General features: G+C 60.9%; 22 protein-coding genes. 6 read left to right on the top strand and 16 right to left on the bottom strand.

What is annotated here, in order from left to right; translation table 11 throughout:
* Positions 1 to 169: 169 nt before the first annotated feature.
* From ACSJLU_RS03295 to ettA, 4 genes are all read left to right on the top strand, one after another.
* Complete coding sequence (locus ACSJLU_RS03295; protein WP_025305224.1) at positions 170 to 781, top strand: YfiR family protein; 612 nt, start codon at positions 170 to 172, stop codon at positions 779 to 781.
* Positions 778 to 2025: a diguanylate cyclase domain-containing protein gene (locus ACSJLU_RS03290; RefSeq protein WP_025305223.1), complete on the top strand. Its 1248-nt coding sequence runs from the start codon at positions 778 to 780 to the stop codon at positions 2023 to 2025. Before ACSJLU_RS03295 ends, ACSJLU_RS03290 begins: the two co-directional genes overlap by 4 nt.
* Positions 2026 to 2063: 38 nt before the next feature.
* Positions 2064 to 2561, top strand: coding sequence for an OmpA family protein (locus ACSJLU_RS03285; protein WP_049294810.1), 498 nt, complete (start codon positions 2064 to 2066; stop codon positions 2559 to 2561).
* Positions 2562 to 2703: 142 nt separating this feature from the next.
* Positions 2704 to 4371 (top strand): energy-dependent translational throttle protein EttA, encoded by a 1668-nt coding sequence (ettA, locus tag ACSJLU_RS03280; RefSeq protein WP_025159620.1) that lies wholly within the window; start codon positions 2704 to 2706, stop codon positions 4369 to 4371.
* Positions 4372 to 4400: 29 nt separating this feature from the next.
* Here the strand turns inward: ettA and ACSJLU_RS03275 are convergent, their stop codons facing one another.
* Positions 4401 to 5312 (bottom strand): LysR family transcriptional regulator, encoded by a 912-nt coding sequence (locus ACSJLU_RS03275; protein ID WP_025305222.1) that lies wholly within the window; start codon positions 5310 to 5312, stop codon positions 4401 to 4403.
* Between the two features lie 97 nt (positions 5313 to 5409).
* Here ACSJLU_RS03275 and ACSJLU_RS03270 point away from each other — a divergent pair, with 97 nt between their 5' ends.
* Positions 5410 to 6411, top strand: a complete 1002-nt coding sequence (locus tag ACSJLU_RS03270) for a zinc-binding alcohol dehydrogenase family protein (protein ID WP_049205434.1) — start codon at positions 5410 to 5412, stop codon at positions 6409 to 6411.
* Between the two features lie 31 nt (positions 6412 to 6442).
* Here the strand turns inward: ACSJLU_RS03270 and ACSJLU_RS03265 are convergent, their stop codons facing one another.
* The 4 genes from ACSJLU_RS03265 to serB form a co-directional block, all read right to left on the bottom strand.
* Positions 6443 to 7876, bottom strand: coding sequence for a glycosyltransferase family 39 protein (locus ACSJLU_RS03265; protein WP_164099408.1), 1434 nt, complete (start codon positions 7874 to 7876; stop codon positions 6443 to 6445).
* Between the two features lie 134 nt (positions 7877 to 8010).
* Positions 8011 to 9285: a multifunctional transcriptional regulator/nicotinamide-nucleotide adenylyltransferase/ribosylnicotinamide kinase NadR gene (gene nadR, locus ACSJLU_RS03260; protein WP_025305219.1), complete on the bottom strand. Its 1275-nt coding sequence runs from the start codon at positions 9283 to 9285 to the stop codon at positions 8011 to 8013.
* 58 nt (positions 9286 to 9343) lie between these two features.
* The gene (gene radA, locus ACSJLU_RS03255) at positions 9344 to 10729 is read right to left on the bottom strand and encodes a DNA repair protein RadA (RefSeq protein ID WP_025159617.1); all 1386 of its coding nucleotides are present in this window, start codon (positions 10727 to 10729) and stop codon (positions 9344 to 9346) included.
* A 19-nt stretch (positions 10730 to 10748) separates the two neighbouring features.
* The gene (gene serB, locus ACSJLU_RS03250) at positions 10749 to 11726 is read right to left on the bottom strand and encodes a phosphoserine phosphatase (protein ID WP_016929162.1); all 978 of its coding nucleotides are present in this window, start codon (positions 11724 to 11726) and stop codon (positions 10749 to 10751) included.
* Between the two features lie 110 nt (positions 11727 to 11836).
* Here serB and ACSJLU_RS03245 point away from each other — a divergent pair, with 110 nt between their 5' ends.
* Entirely contained in the window at positions 11837 to 12520 is a 684-nt protein-coding gene (locus tag ACSJLU_RS03245) for a YtjB family periplasmic protein (RefSeq protein WP_025305217.1), read from the top strand.
* A gap of 169 nt (positions 12521 to 12689) precedes the next feature.
* On the opposite strand, the gene deoD is transcribed toward ACSJLU_RS03245, so the two are convergent.
* The 11 genes from deoD to prfC form a co-directional block, all read right to left on the bottom strand.
* Positions 12690 to 13421 (bottom strand): purine-nucleoside phosphorylase, encoded by a 732-nt coding sequence (gene deoD / locus ACSJLU_RS03240; protein ID WP_004933059.1) that lies wholly within the window; start codon positions 13419 to 13421, stop codon positions 12690 to 12692.
* Positions 13422 to 13587: 166 nt separating this feature from the next.
* A complete protein-coding gene (gene deoB / locus ACSJLU_RS03235) occupies positions 13588 to 14811 on the bottom strand; it encodes a phosphopentomutase (protein WP_043136044.1) in 1224 nt (407 codons plus the stop codon).
* Between the two features lie 70 nt (positions 14812 to 14881).
* Positions 14882 to 16204, bottom strand: a complete 1323-nt coding sequence (deoA, locus tag ACSJLU_RS03230; RefSeq protein ID WP_043136047.1) for a thymidine phosphorylase — start codon at positions 16202 to 16204, stop codon at positions 14882 to 14884.
* Between the two features lie 66 nt (positions 16205 to 16270).
* Positions 16271 to 17050 (bottom strand): deoxyribose-phosphate aldolase, encoded by a 780-nt coding sequence (gene deoC / locus ACSJLU_RS03225; RefSeq protein WP_025305214.1) that lies wholly within the window; start codon positions 17048 to 17050, stop codon positions 16271 to 16273.
* Positions 17051 to 17420: 370 nt separating this feature from the next.
* Complete coding sequence (locus tag ACSJLU_RS03220) at positions 17421 to 18698, bottom strand: NupC/NupG family nucleoside CNT transporter (RefSeq protein WP_038630188.1); 1278 nt, start codon at positions 18696 to 18698, stop codon at positions 17421 to 17423.
* Positions 18699 to 18881: 183 nt separating this feature from the next.
* Positions 18882 to 19664 (bottom strand): TatD family hydrolase, encoded by a 783-nt coding sequence (locus ACSJLU_RS03215; protein WP_089181654.1) that lies wholly within the window; start codon positions 19662 to 19664, stop codon positions 18882 to 18884.
* A complete protein-coding gene (locus tag ACSJLU_RS03210) occupies positions 19661 to 20779 on the bottom strand; it encodes a patatin-like phospholipase family protein (protein WP_049207233.1) in 1119 nt (372 codons plus the stop codon). Before ACSJLU_RS03210 ends, ACSJLU_RS03215 begins: the two co-directional genes overlap by 4 nt.
* A gap of 10 nt (positions 20780 to 20789) precedes the next feature.
* Positions 20790 to 20975, bottom strand: a complete 186-nt coding sequence (locus ACSJLU_RS03205; RefSeq protein WP_025305210.1) for a CsbD family protein — start codon at positions 20973 to 20975, stop codon at positions 20790 to 20792.
* Positions 20976 to 21043: 68 nt separating this feature from the next.
* Positions 21044 to 21205: a DUF1328 domain-containing protein gene (locus ACSJLU_RS03200; RefSeq protein WP_004857650.1), complete on the bottom strand. Its 162-nt coding sequence runs from the start codon at positions 21203 to 21205 to the stop codon at positions 21044 to 21046.
* A 161-nt stretch (positions 21206 to 21366) separates the two neighbouring features.
* Positions 21367 to 21981, bottom strand: a complete 615-nt coding sequence (osmY, locus tag ACSJLU_RS03195; protein ID WP_025305209.1) for a molecular chaperone OsmY — start codon at positions 21979 to 21981, stop codon at positions 21367 to 21369.
* Between the two features lie 517 nt (positions 21982 to 22498).
* Positions 22499 to 24088, bottom strand: a complete 1590-nt coding sequence (gene prfC / locus ACSJLU_RS03190) for a peptide chain release factor 3 (RefSeq protein WP_025305208.1) — start codon at positions 24086 to 24088, stop codon at positions 22499 to 22501.
* Between the last annotated feature and the right edge of the window lie 46 nt (positions 24089 to 24134).

Here is a 24134-nt window from a genome sequence, read left to right as displayed (position 1 = left end):
CGCCCAACGAAGACATCTTATAATACAATCCGCGCCAATTATGGGTTAGATAGTGTTCATTAGGCAGTGCGACTGACAGCTTTCAGCAAAACGATAGTCTCTTCAAGCGGGCCGGATTTTTCCTTGTCAGGCCACGGCCTGCGGGCGGTGGATCAGGCCGGAATGGCGGGTGAAGATGGCGAATAAGACCGCGATAGCAATGCGTTGCGCAAAAAGCCCCGAGCCGGGCTTCCTTGGCGCACGCCTGAATATCGGTCGCCTGCTGCTGATCGTTTTGTTAGCGCTGCTGACGTTGTCCGGGCCTGCGCACGCCGCCGATGATCCCTATCAAAAGCGCACGCACGCCGTGACGACCGTGGTGGTAGGCATCATCAGCTACGCCCGCTGGTCGCGTGAACCCAATCCGATCCGCTTGTGCGTGACCGCGCCCACCCAGTATGCCGAAGGGCTGTTCGATCCGATCCTGCTGAGCGCGCCGCGCCCGATTAAAGCCGAGCGCGTGCCGTTCGACAGCCCAACGCTGAGTACCGGCTGCGATGTCATCTACTTAGGGAACATCACCGCCGCGCAGAGACAAAATTTCATGCAGCGCATTTCCGGCAACTCCATTCTCAGCATCAGCGAAAACGATAGCGAATGCTCCGCCGGCAGCGCTTTTTGCCTGCAGATCGATGGGGACCAGGCCAGTTTCAAGGTCAACCTGGACGCTCTGGCGCGCAGCGGCGTGCGCGTTCACCCCAACGTGCTGCAGCTGGCACGCAAACAGGCGCCGCCGCTATGAGGCTGTTGCGTAGAAACCGCTCCGGCAATGCGCGCCCGACGCTGGGCCGAGTGCTGCAGCGGGTGCATCTTGGGCTGGCGCTGATCGCCGTCGGCACCGCCGGCATCTTTTTGACGCTGGTGGCGCTGTTTGCGCTGCGCGCCTATGCCAATCACAACCTGCACCTGATCGCGCGCTCCATCAGCTATACCGTCGAAGCCGCCGTAGTGTTTGAAGATCGCACTGCCGCGCGCGAGGCGCTGATGCTGATCGCCTCCAACGAAGAGGTATCGGACGTGCGGATCCTCGACAACAACGGCAAGATGCTAGCCAACTGGCGCCATCCCACCGATGGGCCGCTGCATGGCCTTGAGCAGATCGTCGCGCACTGGGCGCTGCCCGAGCCGGTCATTCTGCCTATCACCCACGAGGGCAAGCAGGTCGGTCAGGTCTGGCTGAGCGGTAACGGCGGCAGCCTGCTGCGTTTCCTGTTGCGCGGCATGGTCGGCATGATCGCCTGCCTGGTGCTCAGCACCCTGTGCGCCCTGGTGTTGTCGCGCCGTATGCTGGTCGGCATCGTCAGTTCGCTGGACGACATCGCCAATGTGGCGCATGCGGTGCGCCGCGATCGCACCTTCGGCCTGCGGGTGCCGTCGGCGCCTATCGCCGAGTTGCATGAGCTCAGCAATGATTTCAACGGCTTGCTCGACGAGCTGGAGGCCTGGCAGGCCCATCTGAAGCAGGAGAACGACTCGCTGGCGCACCGGGCAACGCACGACAGCCTGACCGGTTTGCCGAACCGCGCCTTCTTCGAAGGGCGACTGAGCCGGGCGCTGGGCGATATCGAATCGCCGGCGAAATTGGCGGTGCTGTTTATCGACGGCGATCGTTTCAAGGAGGTGAACGACAGTTACGGCCACGCCGCAGGCGATGCGGTGCTGACCACCATTGCCGGGCGCATTCGCGCGCAGCTGCGCGAAACCGATCTGGTCGCACGCCTGGGAGGGGATGAATTCGCCGTGCTGCTGGCGCCGGTACACGGCACGGAAGATGTCTTGCAGATCGCTGACAACATCATCGACTGCATGACGCAACCGGTCATTTTGCCGAACGACGAGACGGTCATTACCTCTCTGAGTATCGGTATTGCGCTGTACCCTGATCACGCGTCAACGCCTCAGGGTCTTTTGCACGAAGCTGACGATGCGATGTATCAGGCAAAGCATCGTTATAACGGAGGCTGGCGGCTGGCTATACATAAATAAGAGCCCCGGCTATAACACTTGAACTAGGGATTTTGACTATGATACAGCAACTGTTTAAAGGTCGTTTTTCACTGCTGGCGATAACGTTCGTCGCCCTGCTGGCGCTCGCCGGCTGCCAGAGCAAACCGCAGGGCCTGACGCCCGAGCAGGTTGCGCTGCTGCAATCGCAGGGCTTCAAACTGACCGATAACGGCTGGGAGTTCGGCCTGTCGGATAAAGTACTGTTCGGCAACAATATCGGCAAGCTGAACCCGGAAAGCACCGAGACGGTGCAGAAGATGGGCCGTGCGCTGCTGAGCGTCGGCATCACCAAGTTCCGCCTGGACGGCCATACCGACAACTACGGTGAAGACAGCTACAACGACCAGCTATCCCTGCGCCGCGCCGATGCGGTGGCCGATCTGCTGGCCAGCGTCGGCATTCCGCGCGCCAATATCGAAACTCGCGGCATGGGCAAACGCGACCCCGTTGCCGATAACCGCACCTCCAGCGGCCGCGCGGAAAACCGCCGCGTCGCGATCGTCGTCACGCCATAAGCCACCAATATGCGCCTTTATCGGCGCATAAACGGTTATACTTAGCGATCGCTGAGCGATGTCTGGGATCCGAGATCGAAACGGGCTACACTCATGCCGCCAGACATCCTATAAATACTGATATAGAGAGGCTTAGAGCAACGTGGCTCAATACGTCTATACCATGCACCGCGTCGGCAAGGTAGTACCGCCGAAGCGTCATATTTTGAAAAACATCTCCCTGAGCTTCTTCCCTGGGGCAAAAATCGGCGTACTGGGCCTGAACGGCGCCGGTAAGTCCACCCTGCTGCGCATCATGGCCGGCATCGATACCGATATCGAAGGGGAAGCGCGCCCGCAACCGGGCATCAAGATCGGTTATCTGCCGCAGGAGCCGCAGCTTAACCTCGAACACACCGTGCGTGAATCGGTGGAAGAAGCGCTGGCGGAAGTGGTCGGCGCGCTGAAACGCCTGGACGAAGTGTACGCGCTGTACGCGGAAGAAGGCGCAGACTTCGACAAGCTGGCCGCCGAACAGGGCCGCCTGGAAGAGATCATTCAGGCGCACGACGGTCACAACCTCAACGCCCAACTGGAACGCGCCGCCGATGCGCTGCGCCTGCCGGACTGGGACGCCAAAATCGCCCACCTGTCCGGGGGTGAACGCCGCCGCGTCGCGCTGTGCCGCCTGCTGCTGGAAAAACCGGACATGCTGCTGCTGGACGAACCGACCAACCACCTGGACGCCGAGTCCGTGGCCTGGCTGGAACGCTTCCTGCACGACTTCGAAGGCACCGTGGTGGCGATCACCCACGACCGTTACTTCCTGGATAACGTGGCCGGCTGGATCCTCGAACTGGACCGCGGCGAAGGCATCCCGTGGGAAGGCAACTACTCGTCCTGGCTGGAGCAGAAAGACGCGCGTCTGGCGCAGGAAGCGTCCGCCGAAGCCGCTCGTCGCAAGTCGATCGAGAAAGAGCTGGAGTGGGTGCGTCAGGGTGCCAAAGGCCGTCAGTCCAAAGGCAAGGCCCGTTTGGCCCGCTTCGAAGAGCTGAACAACACCGAATACCAGAAACGTAACGAAACCAACGAACTGTTCATCCCACCTGGCGCGCGCCTGGGCGATAAAGTGGTCGAAGTCAGCAACCTGCGCAAGTCCTACGGCGACCGCCTGCTGATCGATGACCTGTCGTTCTCGGTGCCTAAAGGGGCAATCGTCGGCATCATTGGCCCGAACGGCGCGGGTAAATCCACGCTGTTCCGCATGATGTCCGGTCAGGAGCAGCCTGACTCCGGCAGCATCGTGTTGGGCGATACCGTCAAGCTGGCGTCCGTCGATCAGTTCCGCGACAGCATGGACGGTTCGAAAACCGTGTGGGAAGAAGTCTCCGGCGGGCAGGACATCATGCGCATCGGCAACACCGAGATGCCGAGCCGTGCCTATGTCGGCCGCTTCAACTTCAAGGGCGTCGATCAGGGCAAACGCGTGGGCGAGCTGTCCGGCGGTGAGCGTGGCCGTCTGCACCTGGCCAAGCTGCTGCAGGTTGGCGGCAACGTGCTGCTGCTCGATGAACCGACCAACGACCTGGATATCGAAACCTTGCGCGCACTGGAAAACGCCCTGCTGGAATTCCCTGGCTGCGCCATGGTGATCTCGCACGACCGTTGGTTCCTCGACCGTATCGCCACCCACATCCTGGACTACCAGGACGAGGGCAAGGTGGAATTCTTCGAAGGCAACTTCACCGAGTACGAAGAGTACAAGAAGCGTACGCTGGGCGCCGACGCGCTCGAGCCGCACCGCATCAAGTACAAGAAGATCGCCAAGTAATACCCAAGGCGCCGCATGCGGCGCCTTTTTTACTCCCGCGCCAGCTCGCGCGCGTAGTCGTCGAACGCCGGATGCTGCAGCACCACATCGATGAAACAGGCCAGCGCCGGGGAATTCAGCTTGCGGCTCGGGTAGACCAGATACAGCTCGTTCCCTTCCGCACGCCACGCCGGCAACACCTCCACCAACAGCTTCTGCGCCACCACCTCGCGGCTGAGAAACGCCGGCAGCAGCGTGATGCCGGCACCGGCAATGGCACATTCGCGTGCATACAGCAGGTTGTCGGTGGTGTGCGCCAGCGGCAGCTGCCAGCGGTAATAATCGTCGCCGCAGCGCAGGTTCCAGGCCGTCCAAGCCCGATGGGCGATGCAACGATGCTGCTGCAGTTGCTGCGGGTGTTCGATCGGCGGATGCTGCGCCAGATAGGACGGCGCAGCCAACAGATAGCGCGGCGCGTACCCGAGGCGGCGGCCGATCAGTGAAGAATCCTGCGGCTTGCCGGTACGCAGTGCGGCGTCGTAACCTTCCTGCACCAGATCCACCATGGCGTCGGACACCGACACCTCCAGCGAAACGTCCGGGTACTGGCGCTGAAAATCCGCCGCCAGCCGCGCCACCAGGGTTGCCCCTAGCCCGGCAGGCGTCGAGATGCGCAGGCGGCCGCTCGGGTTATCGCGCAGCCGCTGCAGCGCCAGATCGGCGCGTTCGGCGGCGGACATCATCGCCTGACAATGCTCCAGATAACGCTCACCGGCGAAGGTCAGGTTCAGCTGGCGCGTGGTGCGATTGAGCAATCGCAGCCCCAGCGTTTGTTCGAGCTGGCTGATACGCTGGCTGACGCTGGACTTCGGCAGCCCGACGCGCTGCGCGGCGGCGGTAAAACTGCCGCACTCCGCCACCAGCGCGAACAGCGCCATGTCCTGCAGCTGTTTGAATTCCATTGTTCACCTTAAACGAACACTCCGTTAGATATTGTCCATCTTATCACCCCACTGCTGCGGGTCTACACTGGAGGCATCATTTGAAAGGAGTACAATCATGTCGATAAAAGCCATTGCCGTAGACCCGCAGAACCCCGCCGGTTTCATCGAAATCTCACCGGAGATGCCGGTACCCGGTCAGTACGATCTGTTGGTGGAAGTGAAAGCGGCGTCGGTCAATCCGGTGGACACCAAAGTGCACGCCGGTCTGCAGAAAAGCGGCCTGCAGCAGCCACGCGTCCTTGGCTGGGACGCCAGCGGCATCGTGGTGGGCGTGGGCAGCAGCGTCAGCGGCTTCAAGCCCGGCGATGAAGTGTGGTACGCCGGCGACATCACCCGGCCCGGCAGCAACAGCAGCCACCAGCTGATCGACTCACGCATCGCCGCTCACAAACCGCGCAGCCTGAACTGGGCCGAGTCCGCCGCCATGCCGCTCACCGCCCTCACCGCCTGGGAAGCGCTGTTCGAACACCTGAACATTCAGGACGCGCCGGAGCACAAGACGCTGCTGATCATCGGCGGCGCCGGCGGTGTCGGCTCGCTGGCCATTCCGCTGGCCGCATTGCGCAGCAAGGTGAAAGTAATCGCTACCGCATCAAGACCGGAATCCGCCGCCTGGTGCCGTGAGCGCGGCGCCGATCTGGTGGTGGATTACCGCGATCTGAAGGGCAACCTGGCGCAGCAGGGCATCGAGCAGGTGGATTACATCCTGTGTCTGAACGACACCGACGGCCACTGGCCGGCGATGGCCGAGCTGGTCGCGCCGCTCGGCCATATCTGCACCATCGTCGAGAACGCGCAGCCGTTGGATCAAAACGCGCTGAAGCTGAAAAGCGCCGCACTGCACTGGGAATTCATGTTCACCCGCAGCATGTTCACCACCCCGGACATCGCGCAACAGGGCAAGATCCTGCAGCAAGTGGCGCAGCTGCTGGACGAGGGCAAGCTGAGCACCACGCTGAGCGAAACCCTGCACGGGCTGTCGGTAGACACGCTGACCGCCGCACATCAACAGCTACTCGGCGGCCACATGCAAGGCAAGCTGGTTATCGCTTACTAAGTTCGCATCGCGGCGGCGTTCTGCGCCGCCGTTATTGCGGACGAACGAAACCGACGCACAGCGTTTGCTCATCGGCCTGCGGATCGGCGCGGAAGGTCAGCGTCTGCTGCCAGTCGAGGCGCAGTTTCGGCCAGTGGGCCAGCTCCCCGCCGAAATCGCTATGCGCGCAGTCTTCACCCAACCGCCCGAACAGGGCGACGCCGTGCTGCGCAATCTGCGGATAGCTGATGTTGACGTTGTAGATATTCGGCCGCGTATGATTGGACCAGCGCGTAATGGTCTGCGGCCGGGAACCGGCGTACACCGTCATCCACTGCGACAGGTATTCGCCGCCGACGTAGCGTAGGTCGACGCCATACCGCTCCCGCCACAGCCGCTCCACCCCGGCGCTGAACGCCTTGATACCCACCATCTTCTGGCCGGCGTTGCGCACGTTGCCCAGCATCACCGCGGCATACCCCAGATAGACCGCCAGCGCTGCGCACATCAGCCCGAGGGTCGCCGCGCGCAGCGAACGCACCGGCGGCTGACGCACGCAACCGACCAGCAGCGCGGGCGCCAGCATGAAGAACGGCTGCAGCCATTCGGTCAGCCGGCCGCCGACGTTGAAAGAGAACCAGAAGGTAATGATGCCGAGCGGCAACAGGTAGACCCACAGCAACACCCGCATCGGCAAGGCCGATGGCCAGGCCAGCACCGCCCCGCTGCGCCGCAGGATCCCCCACAGCACCAGCGACGGATAAAACACCAGCAGCAGCGACTGCAGCATGTCGAGATTGAGCTGCATCTTGATCTGCGAATCCACCCACTTAAAGGCGGCAAAGTCGTGGTTCCACAGCCAGAACACGTTCGGCAGCACCAGCGCCAACCAGATCGCCACCGCTAGATAGAACTGCGGCTGGCGGTAGCAGCGGCGGATCTGCGGTACGAACAGCGTCGACAGCGCCGCGAAATAGACGAAGGCGAAGGTCGAGTACTTCGCCATCATCGCCAGCCCGGCGGCCAATGCGAAGGCCGGCCACCAGTTGGCCGAACGCGAGATCGCCAGGTGGAAGAACAGCGCCATCCACGGCCACAGCATCACCAACAGGTAGTTGTCGTTGTAGGGAATGATGTCGAAATTGATGATGCCGGACAGGTTGAGCGTCAGCAGCGCCATCCAGGCCAGCGAGGTGCTGCCGCTCAGGCGGCGCGCCAATAGCCAGACGCCCAACATGCCGATGGCGATGGCGATGAAGTGGCCGCCGTACCAGTAAACGTTCAGCGGCAGCCACGAGAGCCCGATCGCCGGCTGCATCGCCGCACCGACCAACCAAGGATTTTTCGGTGAGCCCCACTCGCCGTTGAGGCCCCAGTTGAGCGCCTCAACGGCGTCGTAAGGCAGGGTAGGATCGAGATGAACGGTCAGCAGCGTCCAGGCTGCGGCATAGCAGACCAACCAGAGAGCGAGTAAGCGATAAGACATGACTTCTTCTGAGCGTTATTGTAAAGAAAATCTTAACTTAGTCGCTGTCGAATGAACCATGTTTAAACAAGCCGTTAAATGTGCGCCCGGGCGGCCGTTTCTGCCGCCGCGATCGCACATTACGCTAATTTCCCTCAGCCTGCGGCGTGGCGATGGGCGGGCGCATTCGCCAGCCGGCCGGCGTCCGCCGCCAGCAGTTGTTGCACCAGCTCGACGCAGCGCAGGAAGCGCTCTTCGTAATCGCTGGACTCAACGTGCACGTACTCGATGTTGTTGGCGCGCAGCATCTCCTCCAGCAGGCGCTGGAACGCCAGGCGATCGGCGCTGCTGCCGAGGCTGCGCAGGCCGTCCGCCACCCACGGCGTGTTGTTTTCCAGCAGGATCACCAGATCGAAACGGTATTCGTCGATCAGCGCCTGCACGAAGGGGTGTTCACGCCCTTCGTACTTTTTGCAAAACGCCTGCGTAGTCACGAAATCGGTATCGATAAACGCCACCTTGTTGGCATATTTGACTGCGAAGTCCACGTATTGCGCCTGCCCGAGGGCAATTTTGTCGTAGTCGGAGTACTGCAGCGCCATCTCGTCGCCGCCCAGGTGCGAAAACACGTAATCGCGGCCATATTCCCAGGCGCTGGTGGTGTTGAAGATGTTGGCCAGCTTGTTGACCAGCGTCGACTTGCCGCTCGACTCACCGCCGAGGATCGCCACGGTGCGCACGAAGAACGGCTTCACCTCGGTCGGGATGTAATCCCAATAGCGGAACGGATCCTGGCGGATCTGATTGCCGCTGATGTTCATGAACGACCGTTCGGGATCGACCAAAATGGTTTCGATGCCCAGATGCTCGCGGTAGCGCGGCGCATCCTGCGCTTCGCTGGAATAGATAAAGCTCGGCACGATGCCCTTCTGTTCCATAAAGGCCTTCATGCCGTCGCTCCACACGTTCCAGCCGTGCGGATAGGGTTCGATACCCTGCTCGTCGAACGAGTGGATATGGATGTTTTTCTGGTACTTGAAGGTCTGCAGCAGCCAGCGCAGGCGATCGCTGACCGTCGGCTGTTGCGACATCGAACTGTTCTCGAACAGCTCGCGGTCGCGCGGTTCGTCGTGGCACAAAATAACGTGCAACTCGTCCACCTGGCTGCAGGCGCGCTGGATCAGATAGATGTGGCCGGTGTGCAGCGGGTAAAATTTACCAAACACTACGCCGACTTTAACCTCTTTGCGCGGGAACTCCAGCCCGAGAAAACGGTGCAGCGCCTCGAGCTTTTGCGCGCTCGGGCTTTTGATTTTGTCGTTCAACAGCTGGCTCAGATAGCCCTTGGTCATGCCGCTGGCATCCGCCACCTGCTGCAGAGTACAACCCTTTTGCTTGATGGACGTCTTCAGGTAATCAAATTGCGGCATGGCCACCTCCGTTTAATATGCTAAACAAAATAGCATATCTTGCTCGCCGTCAGCGACATTAATAAAACTCTTCCAGCACGTCCAGCGCGTCCGCCAGCTTCTTGACCCCGAACACCTGCATGTTGGCCGGCGGCTTCTTCGGCATATTGCCGTGCGGCACGATGGCGCGCTTGAAGCCGTGCTTGGCCGCTTCGGAGATGCGCTCCTGGCCGCTCGGCACCGGGCGGATCTCCCCCGCCAGCCCCACTTCGCCGAACACCACCAGATCGTTCGGCAGCGGCCGATCGCGCAGGCTCGAGACCAGCGACATCAGCAGCGCCAGATCGGCGCTGGTCTCGCTGACCTTCACCCCGCCGACCACGTTGACGAACACGTCCTGATCCGACATCTGCAGCCCGCCATGCCGGTGCAGCACCGCCAGCAGGATTGCCAACCGATTCTGCTCCAGGCCCACCGCCACGCGGCGCGGGTTGGACATCATCGAGTGATCCACCAGCGCCTGGATCTCCACCAGCAGCGGCCGGGTACCTTCCCACACCACCATCACCGAGCTGCCGGAAGTGACTTCATCACCGCGGCTAAGGAAGATTGCCGAAGGGTTGCTGACTTCGCGCAGCCCCTGTTCGGTCATGGCAAACACGCCCAGCTCGTTGACCGCGCCGAAGCGGTTCTTGTGGCTGCGCAGGGTACGGAAGCGGGAATCGGCGTCACCATCCAACAGCACCGAACAGTCGATGCAGTGTTCCAGCACTTTTGGCCCGGCCAGCGAGCCATCTTTGGTGACGTGCCCGACCATCACGATCGCCACGCCGCGCGTCTTGGCGAAGCGCGTCAGATAGGCGGCGGTTTCCCGCACCTGCGCCACGCTGCCCGGCGAAGACTGAATGTCCGCCATGTGCATCACCTGAATCGAGTCGATCACCATCAGCTTCGGCTGCTCCTGCTCAGCGATCAGGCAGATCTGCTCGATGCTGGTTTCCGACAGCATGTTCAGGCCGCCGGTCGGCAGCCCCAGACGGTGAGCACGCATCGCCACCTGCTGCAGCGATTCCTCGCCGGTGACGTACAGGGTTTTCATCTGTTCGGACAGTTTGCACAACACCTGCAGCAACAGGGTACTTTTGCCGGCGCCGGGGTTGCCGCCGATCAGAATGGCGCTGCCGGGCACCACGCCGCCGCCCAGCACGCGGTCGAACTCGAGAAAGCCGGTGGTGAAGCGCGGCAGCGCCTCAAGGCTGATTTCCGACAGCTTCTGCACTTTGCTGACGCCGGCGTCGCCGGCATAGCCGCTGAGGCGATCGTTGCGCGCCGCAGCAGGCGACGCGGCCAAACGCACTTCCGTGATGGTGTTCCAGGCATGGCAGGCACTGCACTGCCCCTGCCAACGCGGATAGTCCGCCCCGCACTCATTGCACACAAATGCCCGTTTTGCCGCTTTTGCCACGTCTTACCTCAATCTTTCGTTATCGCACTTCGTGTTTCAGGCTGCCGGTGAGAATACACAGCACGCCCATCAGATCCGCATGCCGGATCGCCACCTGCGCTTTTTCATACACTTTCGGCTTGGCGTGGTAGGCGATGCCCAACCCCGCCGCCTGCATCATTTTCAAATCGTTGGCGCCGTCGCCGATGGCCACGGTCTGCGCCAGCGGGATCTCCAGCTTCTCCGCCAGCCGCAGCAGCGTATCGGCTTTGAACTGTGCGTCCACCACTGGCCCCAACACTTCGCCGGTCAGCTTGCCGTCGCGGATCTCCAGCTCGTTGGCCGCCGCCGCCACCAGCCGCAGCCGGTTGCGCAGGTATTCGGCGTAGTAGGTGAAACCGCCGGAGGCGATCGCCACATGCCAGCCCATCGCCTGCAGCTTACCCACCAGGCTGGTCAGCCCCGGCATCAACGGCAGTTCGTCGCGCACCTGCTTGAGGATATTGGCGTCAGCCCCTTTCAGCGTGCCGACGCGCTGGCGCAGGCTGGCGGTAAAATCCAGTTCGCCGCGCATCGCGCGTTCGGTGACTTCCGCCACCTGCTCGCCGACGCCCGCCAGCTTGGCGATCTCATCAATGCACTCGATCTCGATCGCCGTCGAATCCATATCCATCACCAGCAGCCCCGGCGTGCGCAGGTGCGGGATTTTGCCGAGCGGCGCCACATCCAGCCCGCTCTCCGCCGCCAGCAGCTTGGCGCGCGGCGTCAAGGTTCCCGCCAGCCGCACCACCTGATAATCGTCCACGCCCCAGGCGGTGACGATCACCATCGCCGCGCCCAGCTTGCGTTGGAATTGGGTAATGCGCGCCTTGTCCAGCTTTCTGCCATATAACAGCCACCCGGTATTACCCGCCCGGTAGTCCAGCGGCATCACTTCGTCGCCGCTGAGCGAAAGGGGAAGACCCGGCCATTGAGAGATCTCCGCCGGAAGATCGCAATAGGTCAGACTGTTTGACATCATTGACTCCTGAATGGACAAAAACGCTGCATGATAAAACGACGCATCAAGCTATCCTATCGCCAGCGGTTCTGGCAACATAAAGTGTCCCCGATGCCCAAGGAACCTGCATGGCTCGCGCTAAACTGAAATTTCGCCTGCACCGCACCGCTATTATCCTGATTTGCCTGGCTTTGCTGGTGCTGCTGATGCAGGGCGCCTCTTATTTTAGCCTGAGTCACCAAATGGCGCGATCCGAGCAGGTGGAAGAGCTGGCGCAGACGCTGACCAAACAGGTCGCCTACAGCCTGGCGCCGCTGCTGGACGACGACGGCAACACCCCGCGCATCGACGCCATCCTCAAGCAGCTCACCGATCACAGCCGCATTCTCGACGTCAGCGTGTATCAGCAGGATGGCACGCTGGTCTCCCACGCCGGGGAACAGATAAGTATACGCGATCGCCTGTCGCTCGACGGCAAGCGCGCCGGCAGCTATTTCAACCACCAGTTGGTCGAATCCATTCAGGGCAAAGACGGCCCGATCGGCTTTATCCGCATCACCCTCGACACCCACGTGCTGGCGACCGAATCCAAGCAGGTGGACAACACCACCAACCTGCTGCGCCTGATGATCCTGCTGGCGCTGGCGATCGGCATCATTCTGGCGCGCACCCTGCTGCAACACCGCCGCAGCCGCTGGCAGCAGTCGCCGTACCTGTTGACCGCCAACACGCCGTTGGCAGAAGGCAATACGGTGGAAGACGACGAAGAGGATGCGCCGGAGACAAAGCAGGAAGCGCCGAAGAAGGAATAACTCAGGCCAGGCGTTGAATGCGTTCGTGCCGTTTTCTTGTCCTTTCGGTGAATAGATTGTCCGTAACAACGGGATCCACAACCAATTGAAAGGTAAAGCGTTAGCCAAAAATGGCCGTGCGGAATGAATAGATTGACAGGCGGGCGCCATGACGACGCCCGCCGCGGTATTACGCTTTGTCGCCCAGCAGCACGGATTCCAGCGCGATAACGATCATTTCGTTAAAGGTGGTCTGGCGTTCCGCCGCCGTGGTCGCTTCGTGACGCAGGATGTGGTCGGACACGGTGCAAATGGTCAGTGCCTTACAGCCGAACTCTTCGTACAGCTCCGCCGCCACGCCGTAGATGCCGGCCGCTTCCATTTCCACGCCCAGGATGCCGTACTTCTTCATCACCTGGAACATGTCCGGATCCGGGGTGTAGAACAGGTCGGCGGAGAAGATGTTGCCCACGCGCGCCGGGATGCCCTGCGCCGCCGCCGCGTCGACCGCGTTGCGCACCATGTCGAAGTCGGCGATCGCCGCGTAGTCGTTGTCCTTGAAGCGCAGACGGTTCACCTTGGAGTCGGTGCACGCGCCCATGCCGATCACCACGTCGCGCAGTTTGATATCGTCACGCACCGCGCCGCAGGAACCGACGCGAATGATCTTCTTCACGCCGAATTCGGCGATCAGCTCGCGCGCATAGATGGAGCAGGACGGGATGCCCATACCGTGGCCCATCACGGAGATGCGGCGGCCTTTGTAGGTGCCGGTGAAGCCCAACATGCCGCGCACGTTGTTCACTTCCACCGCGCCTTCCAGGAAGGTTTCGGCGATGTATTTTGCGCGCAGCGGGTCGCCCGGCATCAGTACTACGTCAGCGAAATCACCCATCTCAGCATTAATGTGCGGCGTAGCCATAATTTTCTTCCTTTAGAAATCTTATTTAATAAAAACGTCAAACATCTAAGCCTTGAATGTCGAGTTGCAGCCAGGCAGCTAGCGGGTGAATCCCCAGGAGCTTACTTGAGTAAGCGACTGGGGTTCACGCGTGAAGCTAACAACGCTACGGCTTGAAAGACAGGGCTTAGAACAGGGTCTTACCGTAATCCATCGGCGACAGGCCAAAGTAATTGGCGACGGTCTGGCCGATGTCGGCGAAGGTCTCGCGGTGGCCCAGCGAGCCCGGTTTCACTTTCGGGCCGTAAACCAGCACCGGGATGTGCTCGCGGGTGTGGTCGGTGCCCGGCCAGGTTGGGTCGCAGCCGTGGTCGGCGGTGAAGATGATGATGTCTTCGTCTTTCACCAGCTTCAGCAGCTCCGGCAGGCGGCGGTCGAACAGCTCCAGCGCGGCGGCGTAGCCCGCCACGTCGCGGCGGTGGCCGTAAGAGGAGTCGAAGTCCACGAAGTTGGTGAACACAATGGTGTTATCGCCGGCCTTTTCCATTTCAATCAGGGTCGCGTCAAACAGCGCATCGATGCCGGTCGCCTTCACCTTCTTGGTGATGCCAACGTTGGCGTAGATGTCGGCGATTTTACCGATCGACACCACTTCGCCGCCCTTCTCGTCCACCAGCTTTTTCAGCACGGTCGGCGCCGGCGGCTCTACCGCCAGATCGTGACGGTTGCCGGTGCGCTGGAAGTGGCCCGGCTTATCGCCGACGAACGGACGCGCGATCACGCGACCGATGTTGTAACCGCCTTCGGTCAGCTCTTCACGCGCAATTTCGCACAGCTCATACAGACGATCCAGGCCGAAGGTTTCTTCATGGCAGGCGATCTGGAACACCGAGTCAGCGGAGGTGTAGAAAATCGGCTTGCCGGTTTTCATGTGCTCTTCGCCCAGTTGATCGAGGATCACGGTGCCGGATGAGTGGCAGTTGCCCAGGTAGCCCGGCAGCTTGGCGCGTTCGACCAGTTTGTCCAGCAGCGCCTGCGGGAAGCTGTTGTGCTCGTCCTTGAAGTAACCCCAGTCGAACAGCACCGGCACGCCGGCGATTTCCCAGTGGCCCGACGGCGTGTCTTTACCGGAAGAGAGTTCGCTGGCGTAAGCGTAAGCACCGATGATATCGGCGTTGCGATCCAGCCCCTGCGGGAAGTTGCCGGTGGACTCTTCCGCCGCTTTGCCAAGGCCCAGACGGCTCAGGTTAGGCAGCGTCAGAGGGCCCTGGCGGCCCACGTTGGCCTCACCACGCGCGCAAACTTCGGCAATATGGCCCAGGGTGTCAGAACCCCGATCGCCAAAACGTTCGGCGTCTTCGCTGGCACCGATACCGAAGGAGTCCAATACCATAATAAATGTACGTTTCATCTGTGCTCTCCTGCGTGTTCTCACGCTTTGGACGGCCGCGAAAAAGCCGCGGTCGTTCCTGATTCTTGGGTTATTCCGTGATGCGCTTATACACCACCGGCGTCGCTTCCGGCGCCTTGTCGCTCAGCGTCATTGCGCTGCGCACCGCATCGGCCGCCAGCTGCCAGCTCTCTTCATCGTTGGCGTGGATCATCGCCAGCGGTTGCTGGGTATCCACCTTATCGCCCAGGCGCGCCACCTCGGTCAGGCCAACGCTGTAGTCGATGGCGTCGCTTGCCCGGCGACGGCCGCCGCCCAGCGACACCACCGCCATACCCAGCGCACGGGTATCCATGGCGCTGATGATGCCCGGCTTTTCAGCATACACCGGCTTGCTCAGCGTTGCCGCCGGCAGATAGCTATCATAACGTTCGACGAAGTCTATCGGCCCTTGCTGCGCCGCCACCATGCGGCCAAACACCTCAGCCGCTTTGCCGTTGTCCAGCACCGCCTGCAGTTTGGCGCGCGCATCGGCCTCGTCTTGCGCCAGGCCGCCGGACAGCAGCATCTCCACGCACAGCGCCAGCGTCACTTCCAGCAGGCGCGGGTTGCGGTATTCGCCGGTCAGGAAGCGCACCGCTTCGCGCACTTCCACCGCGTTGCCGGCGCTGGAAGCCAGCACCTGGTTCATGTCGGTCAGCAGCGCGGTGGTCTTGCAGCCCGCGCCGTTGGCCACGCCGACGATCGCCTGCGCCAAATCTTGCGACAGGGCATAGGTCGGCATAAAGGCGCCCGAGCCCACCTTCACGTCCATCACCAGCGCATCCAGCCCTTCCGCCAGCTTCTTGGCCAGAATGGAGGCGGTGATCAGCGGGATCGAATCCACGGTGGCGGTGATATCGCGGGTGGCGTAGAAACGTTTGTCCGCCGGCGCCAGCGAGCTGGTCTGGCCGATGATCGCCACGCCGACGTCCTGAATAATTTTGCGAAAGGCGTTATCGTCCGGGAAAATATTGAAGCCCGGAATGGCTTCCAGCTTGTCCAGCGTGCCGCCGGTATGCCCCAGGCCGCGGCCGGAGATCATCGGCACATAGCCGCCGCAGGCCGCCACCATCGGGCCGAGCATCAGCGAGGTCACGTCGCCCACGCCGCCGGTCGAATGCTTGTCGACGATAGGGCCGTTCAGCGCCAGGCTCTTCCAGTCCAGCACGGTGCCGGAATCGCGCATCGCCATGGTGAGCGCCACGCGCTCCGGCATGCTCATGTCATGGAAATAAATGGTCATCGCCAGCGCGGCGATCTGCCCTTCCGACACCACGTTGTCGCGAATGCCGTTGATGAAGAAGCGGATTTCCGCTTCGCTTAACGGCTGGCCGTCGCGTTTCTTACGAATAATTTCTTGAGCCAGGAACAAGGCATCCCCCTGTGTCGCCGAGAGTCGGTGCAGACGGGCGCGCCTGGCGCCCGCCAACGAAATCGATCAGTAACCGCCGCCGGCGGTCTGGGTCTGGTGGCCCAGCGCAGTCAGCAAGCTGGCCAGCAGGCTGGAAGCGCCAAAGCGGAAATGCCGCGCGTCGGCCCACCCCTCGCCCAGAATACGATCGGCAAGTTGCAGATAATGCAGCGCGTCTTCCGCGGTGCGCACGCCGCCGGCCGGCTTGAAGCCCACGGTCTTCGCCACGCCCATATCGCGGATCACCGACATCATCAGCTCGGCGCTCTCCAGGGTGGCGTTGACCGGCACCTTGCCGGTGGAGGTCTTGATAAAGTCAGCCCCGGCCTTGATGGCGATCTCGGACGCTTTGCGGATCAGATCGGCCTGCTTCAGCTCACCGGTTTCGACGATCACTTTCAGCAGCACGTTGGCCGCCTGGCATGCCTGCTTGCACTGTTTCACCAGCTCGAAGCCGACCTGTTCGTTGCCGGCGATCAGCGCGCGGTAAGGGAACACCACGTCCACTTCATCCGCGCCATAGGCGATGGCCGCGCGGGTTTCCGCCAGCGCGATGTCGATATCGTCGTTGCCATGCGGGAAGTTGGTCACGGTGGCGATACGGATGTCCGGCGTGCCTTGCTCGCGCAGCGCCTTACGCGCCACCGGGATAAAACGCGGGTAGATGCAGATGGCCGCCGTGTGGCCGGCCGGGCTGTTGGCCTGACGACAGAGGGCGATCACTTTCTCGTCGGTGTCATCATCATTCAGCGTGGTTAAATCCATCAAGTTCAGCGCACGTTGCGCTGCTGCGGTTAATTCGGTCATAAAACTCTCCAACTGAGTACCTGGGTGTTGGCGAGCGGACTTGGTTCCATGAAGATAGCGCAGGGGAACGGCGTTCCCGCGGCGGCAACTGAGATCCTTCTCACCGCACATGGCCACCCGCCTTGCGGCCGGCCAGTAATAGCTATTTGAACACGAATGCCGAGGGCGATTCGCGTTCATCGTCACACTATATGAAATATCACTGTAACAGACCGGAATTATATGTGAAGAACATCACAAAATAACGCGATATCGTTCACAAATTCGCTAAAGAAGCGGCTGAAGATCGCGGGTGCGACAAACACCCACGTTGCTTAGAGTATAGGCGGAGTCCCGCGATCGGTCGCGCCGTCGCGGGCTCCGTGAAGGCTTACAGCGCCAGGAAGAAACCGGCGATGGTGGCGCTCATCAGGTTGGACAGCGTGCCCGCCGCCACGGCTTTCAGACCGAAGCGCGCGATGTCATGGCGACGGTTGGGCGCCATGCTGCCCAAACCGCCCAGCAGGATCGCCACCGAGGAGAGGTTGGCGAAACCGCACAGCGCAAAGGAGATGATCGCCTTGGTGTGCGTTGACAGCACCTGCAGGCCTTCTGCCGCCACCACATCGTCCGGGCGCAGATAGGCGCCGAAGTTCATGTAGGCGACAAACTCGTTGACGATGATCTTCTGGCCGATAAACGAACCGGCGGTCATCGCTTCACTCCACGGCACGCCGATCAGGAAGGCGATCGGTGAGAACACCCAACCGAGGATCAGTTCGAGCGACAGCTGCGGGTAATCGAACCAGCCGCCGATGCCGCCGAGAATGCCGTTGAGCAAGGCGATCAGCGCGATAAACGCCAGCAGCATCGCACCGACGTTCAGCGCCAGCTGCATGCCGGAGGCCGCGCCGGAAGCCGCCGCGTCGATCACGTTGGCCGGACGCTCTTCTTCGGCGATCAGCTTCATCGCATCGTCTTTATCGTGGGTCTGCTCGGTTTCCGGCACCATCAGCTTGGCGAACAGCAGCCCGCCCGGCGCGGCCATGAAGGACGCGGCGATCAGGTATTCCAACGGTACGCCCATCTGCGCGTACCCCGCCAACACCGAACCGGCCACCGAGGCCAGGCCGCCGCACATCACGGCGAACAGTTCTGACTGGCTCATGGTGGCGATATACGGGCGCACCACCAGCGGCGCTTCGGTCTGGCCAACGAAAATGTTGGCGGTCGCCGACAGCGATTCGGTGCGCGAGGTGCCCAGCAGCTTGTGCAGGCCGCCGCCCAGCACGCGGATCACCAACTGCATGATGCCGAGGTAGTACAGCACCGCAATCAGCGAGGAGAAGAACACGATCACCGGCAGAACGCGCAGCGCGAACACGAAGCCGCCGCCGCCGAACACTTCGAACATCTTGTCGGACACCAGCCCGCCGAAGATGAACGAAATGCCCTGATTGCCGTAGGCGATAACGTTTGCCACGCCGTTAGACATACTGCCGAGGATGCTGCGGCCCAGCGGCACGTAGAGCACCAGCGCGCCGATGCCGATCTGAATGATGAACGCCCACACGACGGTGCGCAATTTGATGGCCCGGCGGTTGCTGGAGAGCAGCACCGCAATGGCGATCAGCACCGCCATGCCAACCAGACTCATGATGAGTTGCATGCAAAGTTTCCCTGTTGCAAAAAATAAAATACATCCCTGCTCATGAAGAGAGGTCTGCTATTGGAGAGTTTCGGGGGGATTATACTGAGCGAGGTCACCCTCGCACCGATTTATGTCACAAATGTATACAACGAGACGCAAATGAAAATCTTATAACGTGATACAAGTCACGTTATGTTGACTTCAATTTGGCATGGCGAACAGCGTTTGGGTATTGCGTTGCAGGTGGGCGGCGATCTCGTCGGCCGGCTCCGGCCGCAGTTCACACAGCGTCTGAAACACCTCGGCGGCGCGCTCGGGGCGATTCGGTTGCCCCTGATAGCCGGCCAGCGGCATGTCCGGCGCATCGGTCTCCAGCAGCAACGCCTCTAGCGGCAGCTGCGCCATCACGCCGCGCGTTTTCTGCGCCCGCTCATAAGTGATGGTGCCGCCCACGCCGATGTAATAGCCGAGGCGAATAAACGCCTGCGCCTGCGACAGGCTACCGGCAAAGCCGTGCACCACACCGCGACGCGGCAGCTGCATGCGCCGCAGCGCGGCGGCCAACTGATCGTGGGTGCGGCGCGAATGCAGGATCACCGGCAGGTCATACTGTTTCGCCAGCTTCAACTGGGCCAGCAGCAGGCTTTGCTGCCGCTCGAACTGTGGGTTGTCCATATACAGATCGAGCCCGATCTCCCCCACCGCCACCAGCTTGTGCGGCCGCTCGGCCAACAGCATCGCCAACTGTTCCAACTGAGGCTCATGATGCTGCGCGATATACAGCGGGTGCAGACCCAGCGCGGCGAACAGCGGCGCGTGATCCTGCGCCAGCCGCAGCACCCGCGCGAAGCGATCGGCAGTGACCGTCGGGACGATGATGCGCTGCACGCCGGCGCTTGCCGCCCGCGCCAGGCTCTCGGCTTCATGCCCGGTAAAGGGCGGGAAATCGAAATGGCAGTGGGTGTCAGTAAAGGCGTAACTCACAGCGCCCCCCCTTCACCCGGCGGCAGATCGCCCGGCAGGATGATTTTCGGCGCCGCTACCGCCGCCTCCGGCTGCGCCGCCCGCTCGGTGGGCATGGCGATGTCGGTCACGATCGGCGAAGGTATTCTGACGTTCTCCGGCTGGATCAGGCGGCGCGACAACGCTTTTCGCACCTTGATGCCGTCGGGCTCCGGCTGTGCCATCCACTGGCCGACGGTGGCCAGAAAGTAGCGGCCACAGCGGCGCCCCAGGTGATAATCCTGATTGAGCGCTCCCAATCGGCTGCCCAGCGCATTGCTGGCCAGCGGCTTCGGCGGGAAGATCTCGAAGATGCGCAGCTTGCCCGGCGGCTTTTCGATAAAGCGCTGGATGCGGTGATAGCTTTGCTCGTGATGCTGCAGGATGCGCACCATCTGCTGCAGGCTGCTGTCGCTCAGCCAATGCTCCATGCGCTTCATCCACTGCGGGGTGTAGTACATCTGCGAAGGCACGGTGCGGATCACCACGATAGTGTCAGCGCCGCGGCGATAGGCCTCTTCCACCGGGATCGCATCACTGATGCCGCCGTCCTGATAGCTGACGCCGTCCAGCTCCACGCCCTGGCGATAGAAGCCGGGAATGGCGCTGGATGCCTTGATGGCCGGCAGCCAGCGTTCGCGCTGCGCAGGCAGATAGGTCGGCTCGAAATCGTCGCTGCGGCAGGCGCACAGTAAGAATTCGCGCCCGTCGGTAAAATGCTGTTCCGCCACGTCCATCGCCAGCGGCATCTGAGCCGCCGCCGTATCAACCAGCCAATCGAGATCGATCAGATGCCCGCCACGCACGAAGCGCAGCGGATTGAAGAACTGTGCCGAAGTGGTGTAACGGGTGATCACCCGGCGCGCGTAGCCCATCTGCCCGCAGATATAGGCAGACAGATTCTGAGCGCCGGCCGATGTGCCGATCAGCAGATCGAAAGGGTTAAAGCCCGCGCGCTGAAACTCGTCCAGCACGCCGGCGGTGAAAATGCCGCGCTGGCCGCCGCCTTCGCAGACCAGCGCCATTTTGCCTGGCCGAAAGGGTTTAGACGCCAGCGGTTCTATATTGCCGAGCGTGATGGGTATTCTGTATCCCAACTTGGCATCCTCAGTGAGACGTTTTCTCCGAGGATACCGCGTCTCGCTCTCTTCCGTAATCCTCTTGCAGTACGCCGGCGAGGAAATCGTTGCTGCCGGCCAGCCAGGCGCAATCGCTGCCGGACCATTCGGCCCACGCCTGCCATACCTGGCCTTTCAGCTGTTTCCAGCGCCCGACGATGATGTCACTGTTCATGTCCGGCCCTCCCCGACGTGAGAAAAGGAGTTAAGCTTTGTTACAGTTTACGGGAAAATGCCGGCCGGCTAAGGGCGCCGGCGGCCGGTGAACAGGCTGACCAGGAACAGGATGATGCCGACGACGAACACGATTTTAGCCGCCCAGGCGGCGGTGCCCGCCAGCGAACCGAACCCCAGTGCCGCAGCGATAAGCGCGATAACTAAAAAGATAATGCCCCAACGAAACATAAGCTTCTCCTTACCATTGTGAAAAAATTCGCTGCCGTCTACCGCCCCGACAACGGGACATCGACGGCAAATCAGTTTCTTTTTTTGGTGGTACACGTCGGGCCGCCTTGACGGCCCGACAGATGCGGCTTGTTGTTACTTGTTACGGGCGCCTGGCGGGATTACTGCTTAACCACCAGGTCGTTTTTCACGCTTTTCACGCCATCGATAGCCTTGGCGATGCTTTCGGCACGCTCAGACTGCGCCTGCGTTTTCACTTCACCGGAAAGCTGCACCACGCCATCGGTGGTTTCCACTTTCACATTGCGCGACGGCACGATGTCATCGGCCAGCAGCTTGGCTTTCAGCTCACTGGTGGTGGCGGTGTCGCCGGCATACGATTTGATCGATTGATTGGCTTCATCTTTCACATGCAGCTTGTCGCTAACGGTTTTGACGCCTTCCACCTTGCCGGCAACCGCAACTGCATGCTCCGCCTGCGCCTGGCTGCCGACAAACCCGCTCAGGATCACGGTGCCTTTTTCGGTTTTCACCGAAATGTCAGTGCTTTTGATGGTCTTATCGTCCACCAACGCACTTTTAACTTTAGCCGTTATCGCGCTGTCATCCATGTAACCGTCAACTTTTTTCATGGAGCTATCGATTTTGGCACCGGCACTGTCCGCGGCGTTAGACGCCTTGTTGAGCAGACTGTCTTCGGCTAGCGCAGTGCCGCTCACCAAAGCAGAACCCAAAACAACAGCCATCAGCGAGTGTGCAAATTTGGTCTTTTTCATCGATCTCTTCCTTTTGTTGGGGGCCCGCAGCGCCAGAGTGCCGGAACCCTTCAGCCACCTTCACGCGGCCTCTCGGTAAATACTTCATCATCGCTATACGATTAAGCGTTCACGATAGGAATATTGCAACAGCCGTGCCAACTCAATAAACACCTTTAAAATCAAGCAAAAGAAGCGTTGAGCCGGATTTTTAATCAAAAAACTGTCGCCTATTGACGACAGACTAAGTGACACGAAACGGTAAAATAGTCATCTCATTGATATTTAAGGAAACAGACTGTCTCCTATCGGCAACACATCAGAATAACTCACCAAACAATCAGCGTATTGCAGTGATTTACTCTCAAGCAATGTGCGGACATCTCGTTAAAGATAGACCATGCGGCGGAAAACGCAGGCCAATCGCGTCTCGCCTTGGCGATGTCGATTCGCAGGATAAAATATGAGGAAGTTTTATTAATTAGCGGAGTGAGAATACGGGGAGCTGGCAGGGCGCACCGGGCGCCCTGCAGAGTTATCAGTGTTCGCGGGTTTTGCGGAAGGTCACGTCAGGATAGCGTTCCTGCGTCAGGTTGAGGTTCACCATGGTCGGCGCGATGTAGGACAGGTTGTCCCCACCGTCCAGCGCCAGGTTGATCTCGTTCTTGCGCTTGAACTCTTCGAACTTCTTCACGTCGTCGCACTCAACCCAGCGCGCCGTCGACACGTTGACCGACTCATACAGCGCTTCCACGTTGTACTCGCTCTTCAAACGCGCCACGACCACGTCGAACTGCAGCACGCCGACCGCACCGACGATCAGATCGTTGTTGGCGATCGGGCGGAACACCTGCACCGCGCCCTCTTCGGACAACTGCACCAACCCCTTCAACAGCTGTTTCTGCTTCAGCGGATCGCGCAGGCGAATGCGGCGGAACAGTTCCGGCGCGAAGTTCGGGATGCCGGTGAACTTCATGTCTTCGCCCTGGGTGAAAGTATCGCCGATCTGAATGGTGCCGTGGTTGTGCAGACCGATGATGTCGCCCGGGTAGGCTTCTTCCACGTGCGAACGGTCACCGGCCATAAAGGTCAGCGCGTCGGAGATCACCACGTCTTTGCCGGTGCGCACCTGGCGCAGCTTCATGCCTTTCTCGTAACGGCCGGACACCACGCGCATAAAGGCCACGCGGTCGCGGTGCTTCGGATCCATGTTGGCCTGGATCTTGAACACGAAACCGGTGAATTTCTCTTCCGCCGCCGTTACTTCACGGGTGTCGGTTTTACGCGGCATCGGCGCCGGCGCCCAGGCCACCAGGCCGTCCAGCATATGATCCACGCCGAAGTTGCCGAGTGCGGTACCGAAGAACACCGGCGTCAGCTCGCCGCTCAGGAAGGCCTCCTGATCGAACTCGTGGGAAGCGCCCTGCACCAGTTCCAACTCATCGCGCAGCTGCGCCGCCAGATCTTCGCCCACGGCGATATCCAGTTCCGGGTTGTTCAGGCCTTTGACGATGCGCACTTCCTGAATGGTGTGGCCTTTACCGGTCTGGTACAGGTAGGTTTCATCCTTGTACAGGTGGTAAACGCCTTTGAACAGCTTGCCGCAGCCGATCGGCCAGGTGATAGGCGAACAGGCGATTTTCAGTTCGCGTTCGACTTCGTCCATCACCTCCATCGGATCGCGGATGTCGCGGTCCAGCTTGTTCATGAAGGTCAGGATCGGCGTGTCGCGCAGACGGGTGACTTCCATCAGCTTGCGGGTACGATCCTCAACGCCCTTGGCGGCGTCGATCACCATCAGACAGCAGTCCACGGCGGTCAGGGTGCGATACGTATCTTCGGAGAAGTCTTCGTGCCCCGGGGTATCCAGCAGGTTGACCAGGCTGTCGCGATACGGGAACTGCATCACCGAGGTGGTGATCGAGATCCCACGCTGCTTTTCCATTTCCATCCAGTCGGATTTGGCGTGCTGGCTGGAGCCGCGGCCTTTTACCGTACCGGCGGTCTGGATCGCCTGTCCGAACAGCAGCACTTTTTCGGTAATGGTGGTTTTACCGGCATCGGGGTGCGAGATGATGGCGAAAGTTCTTCTTTTGGAGACTTCGCGGGCAAATTCACTAGGAGACATGGTTTTCAGGTTCTACGGTTAGTCCGCCCTGCGACATCATCAGAAC

The organism is Serratia bockelmannii, assembly GCF_051803255.1.
In the GTDB taxonomy this organism is placed as follows: domain Bacteria; phylum Pseudomonadota; class Gammaproteobacteria; order Enterobacterales; family Enterobacteriaceae; genus Serratia; species Serratia bockelmannii.
Note: the sequence above shows the minus strand (reverse complement) of the source record. Positions and strands in the feature narration are given on the sequence as shown.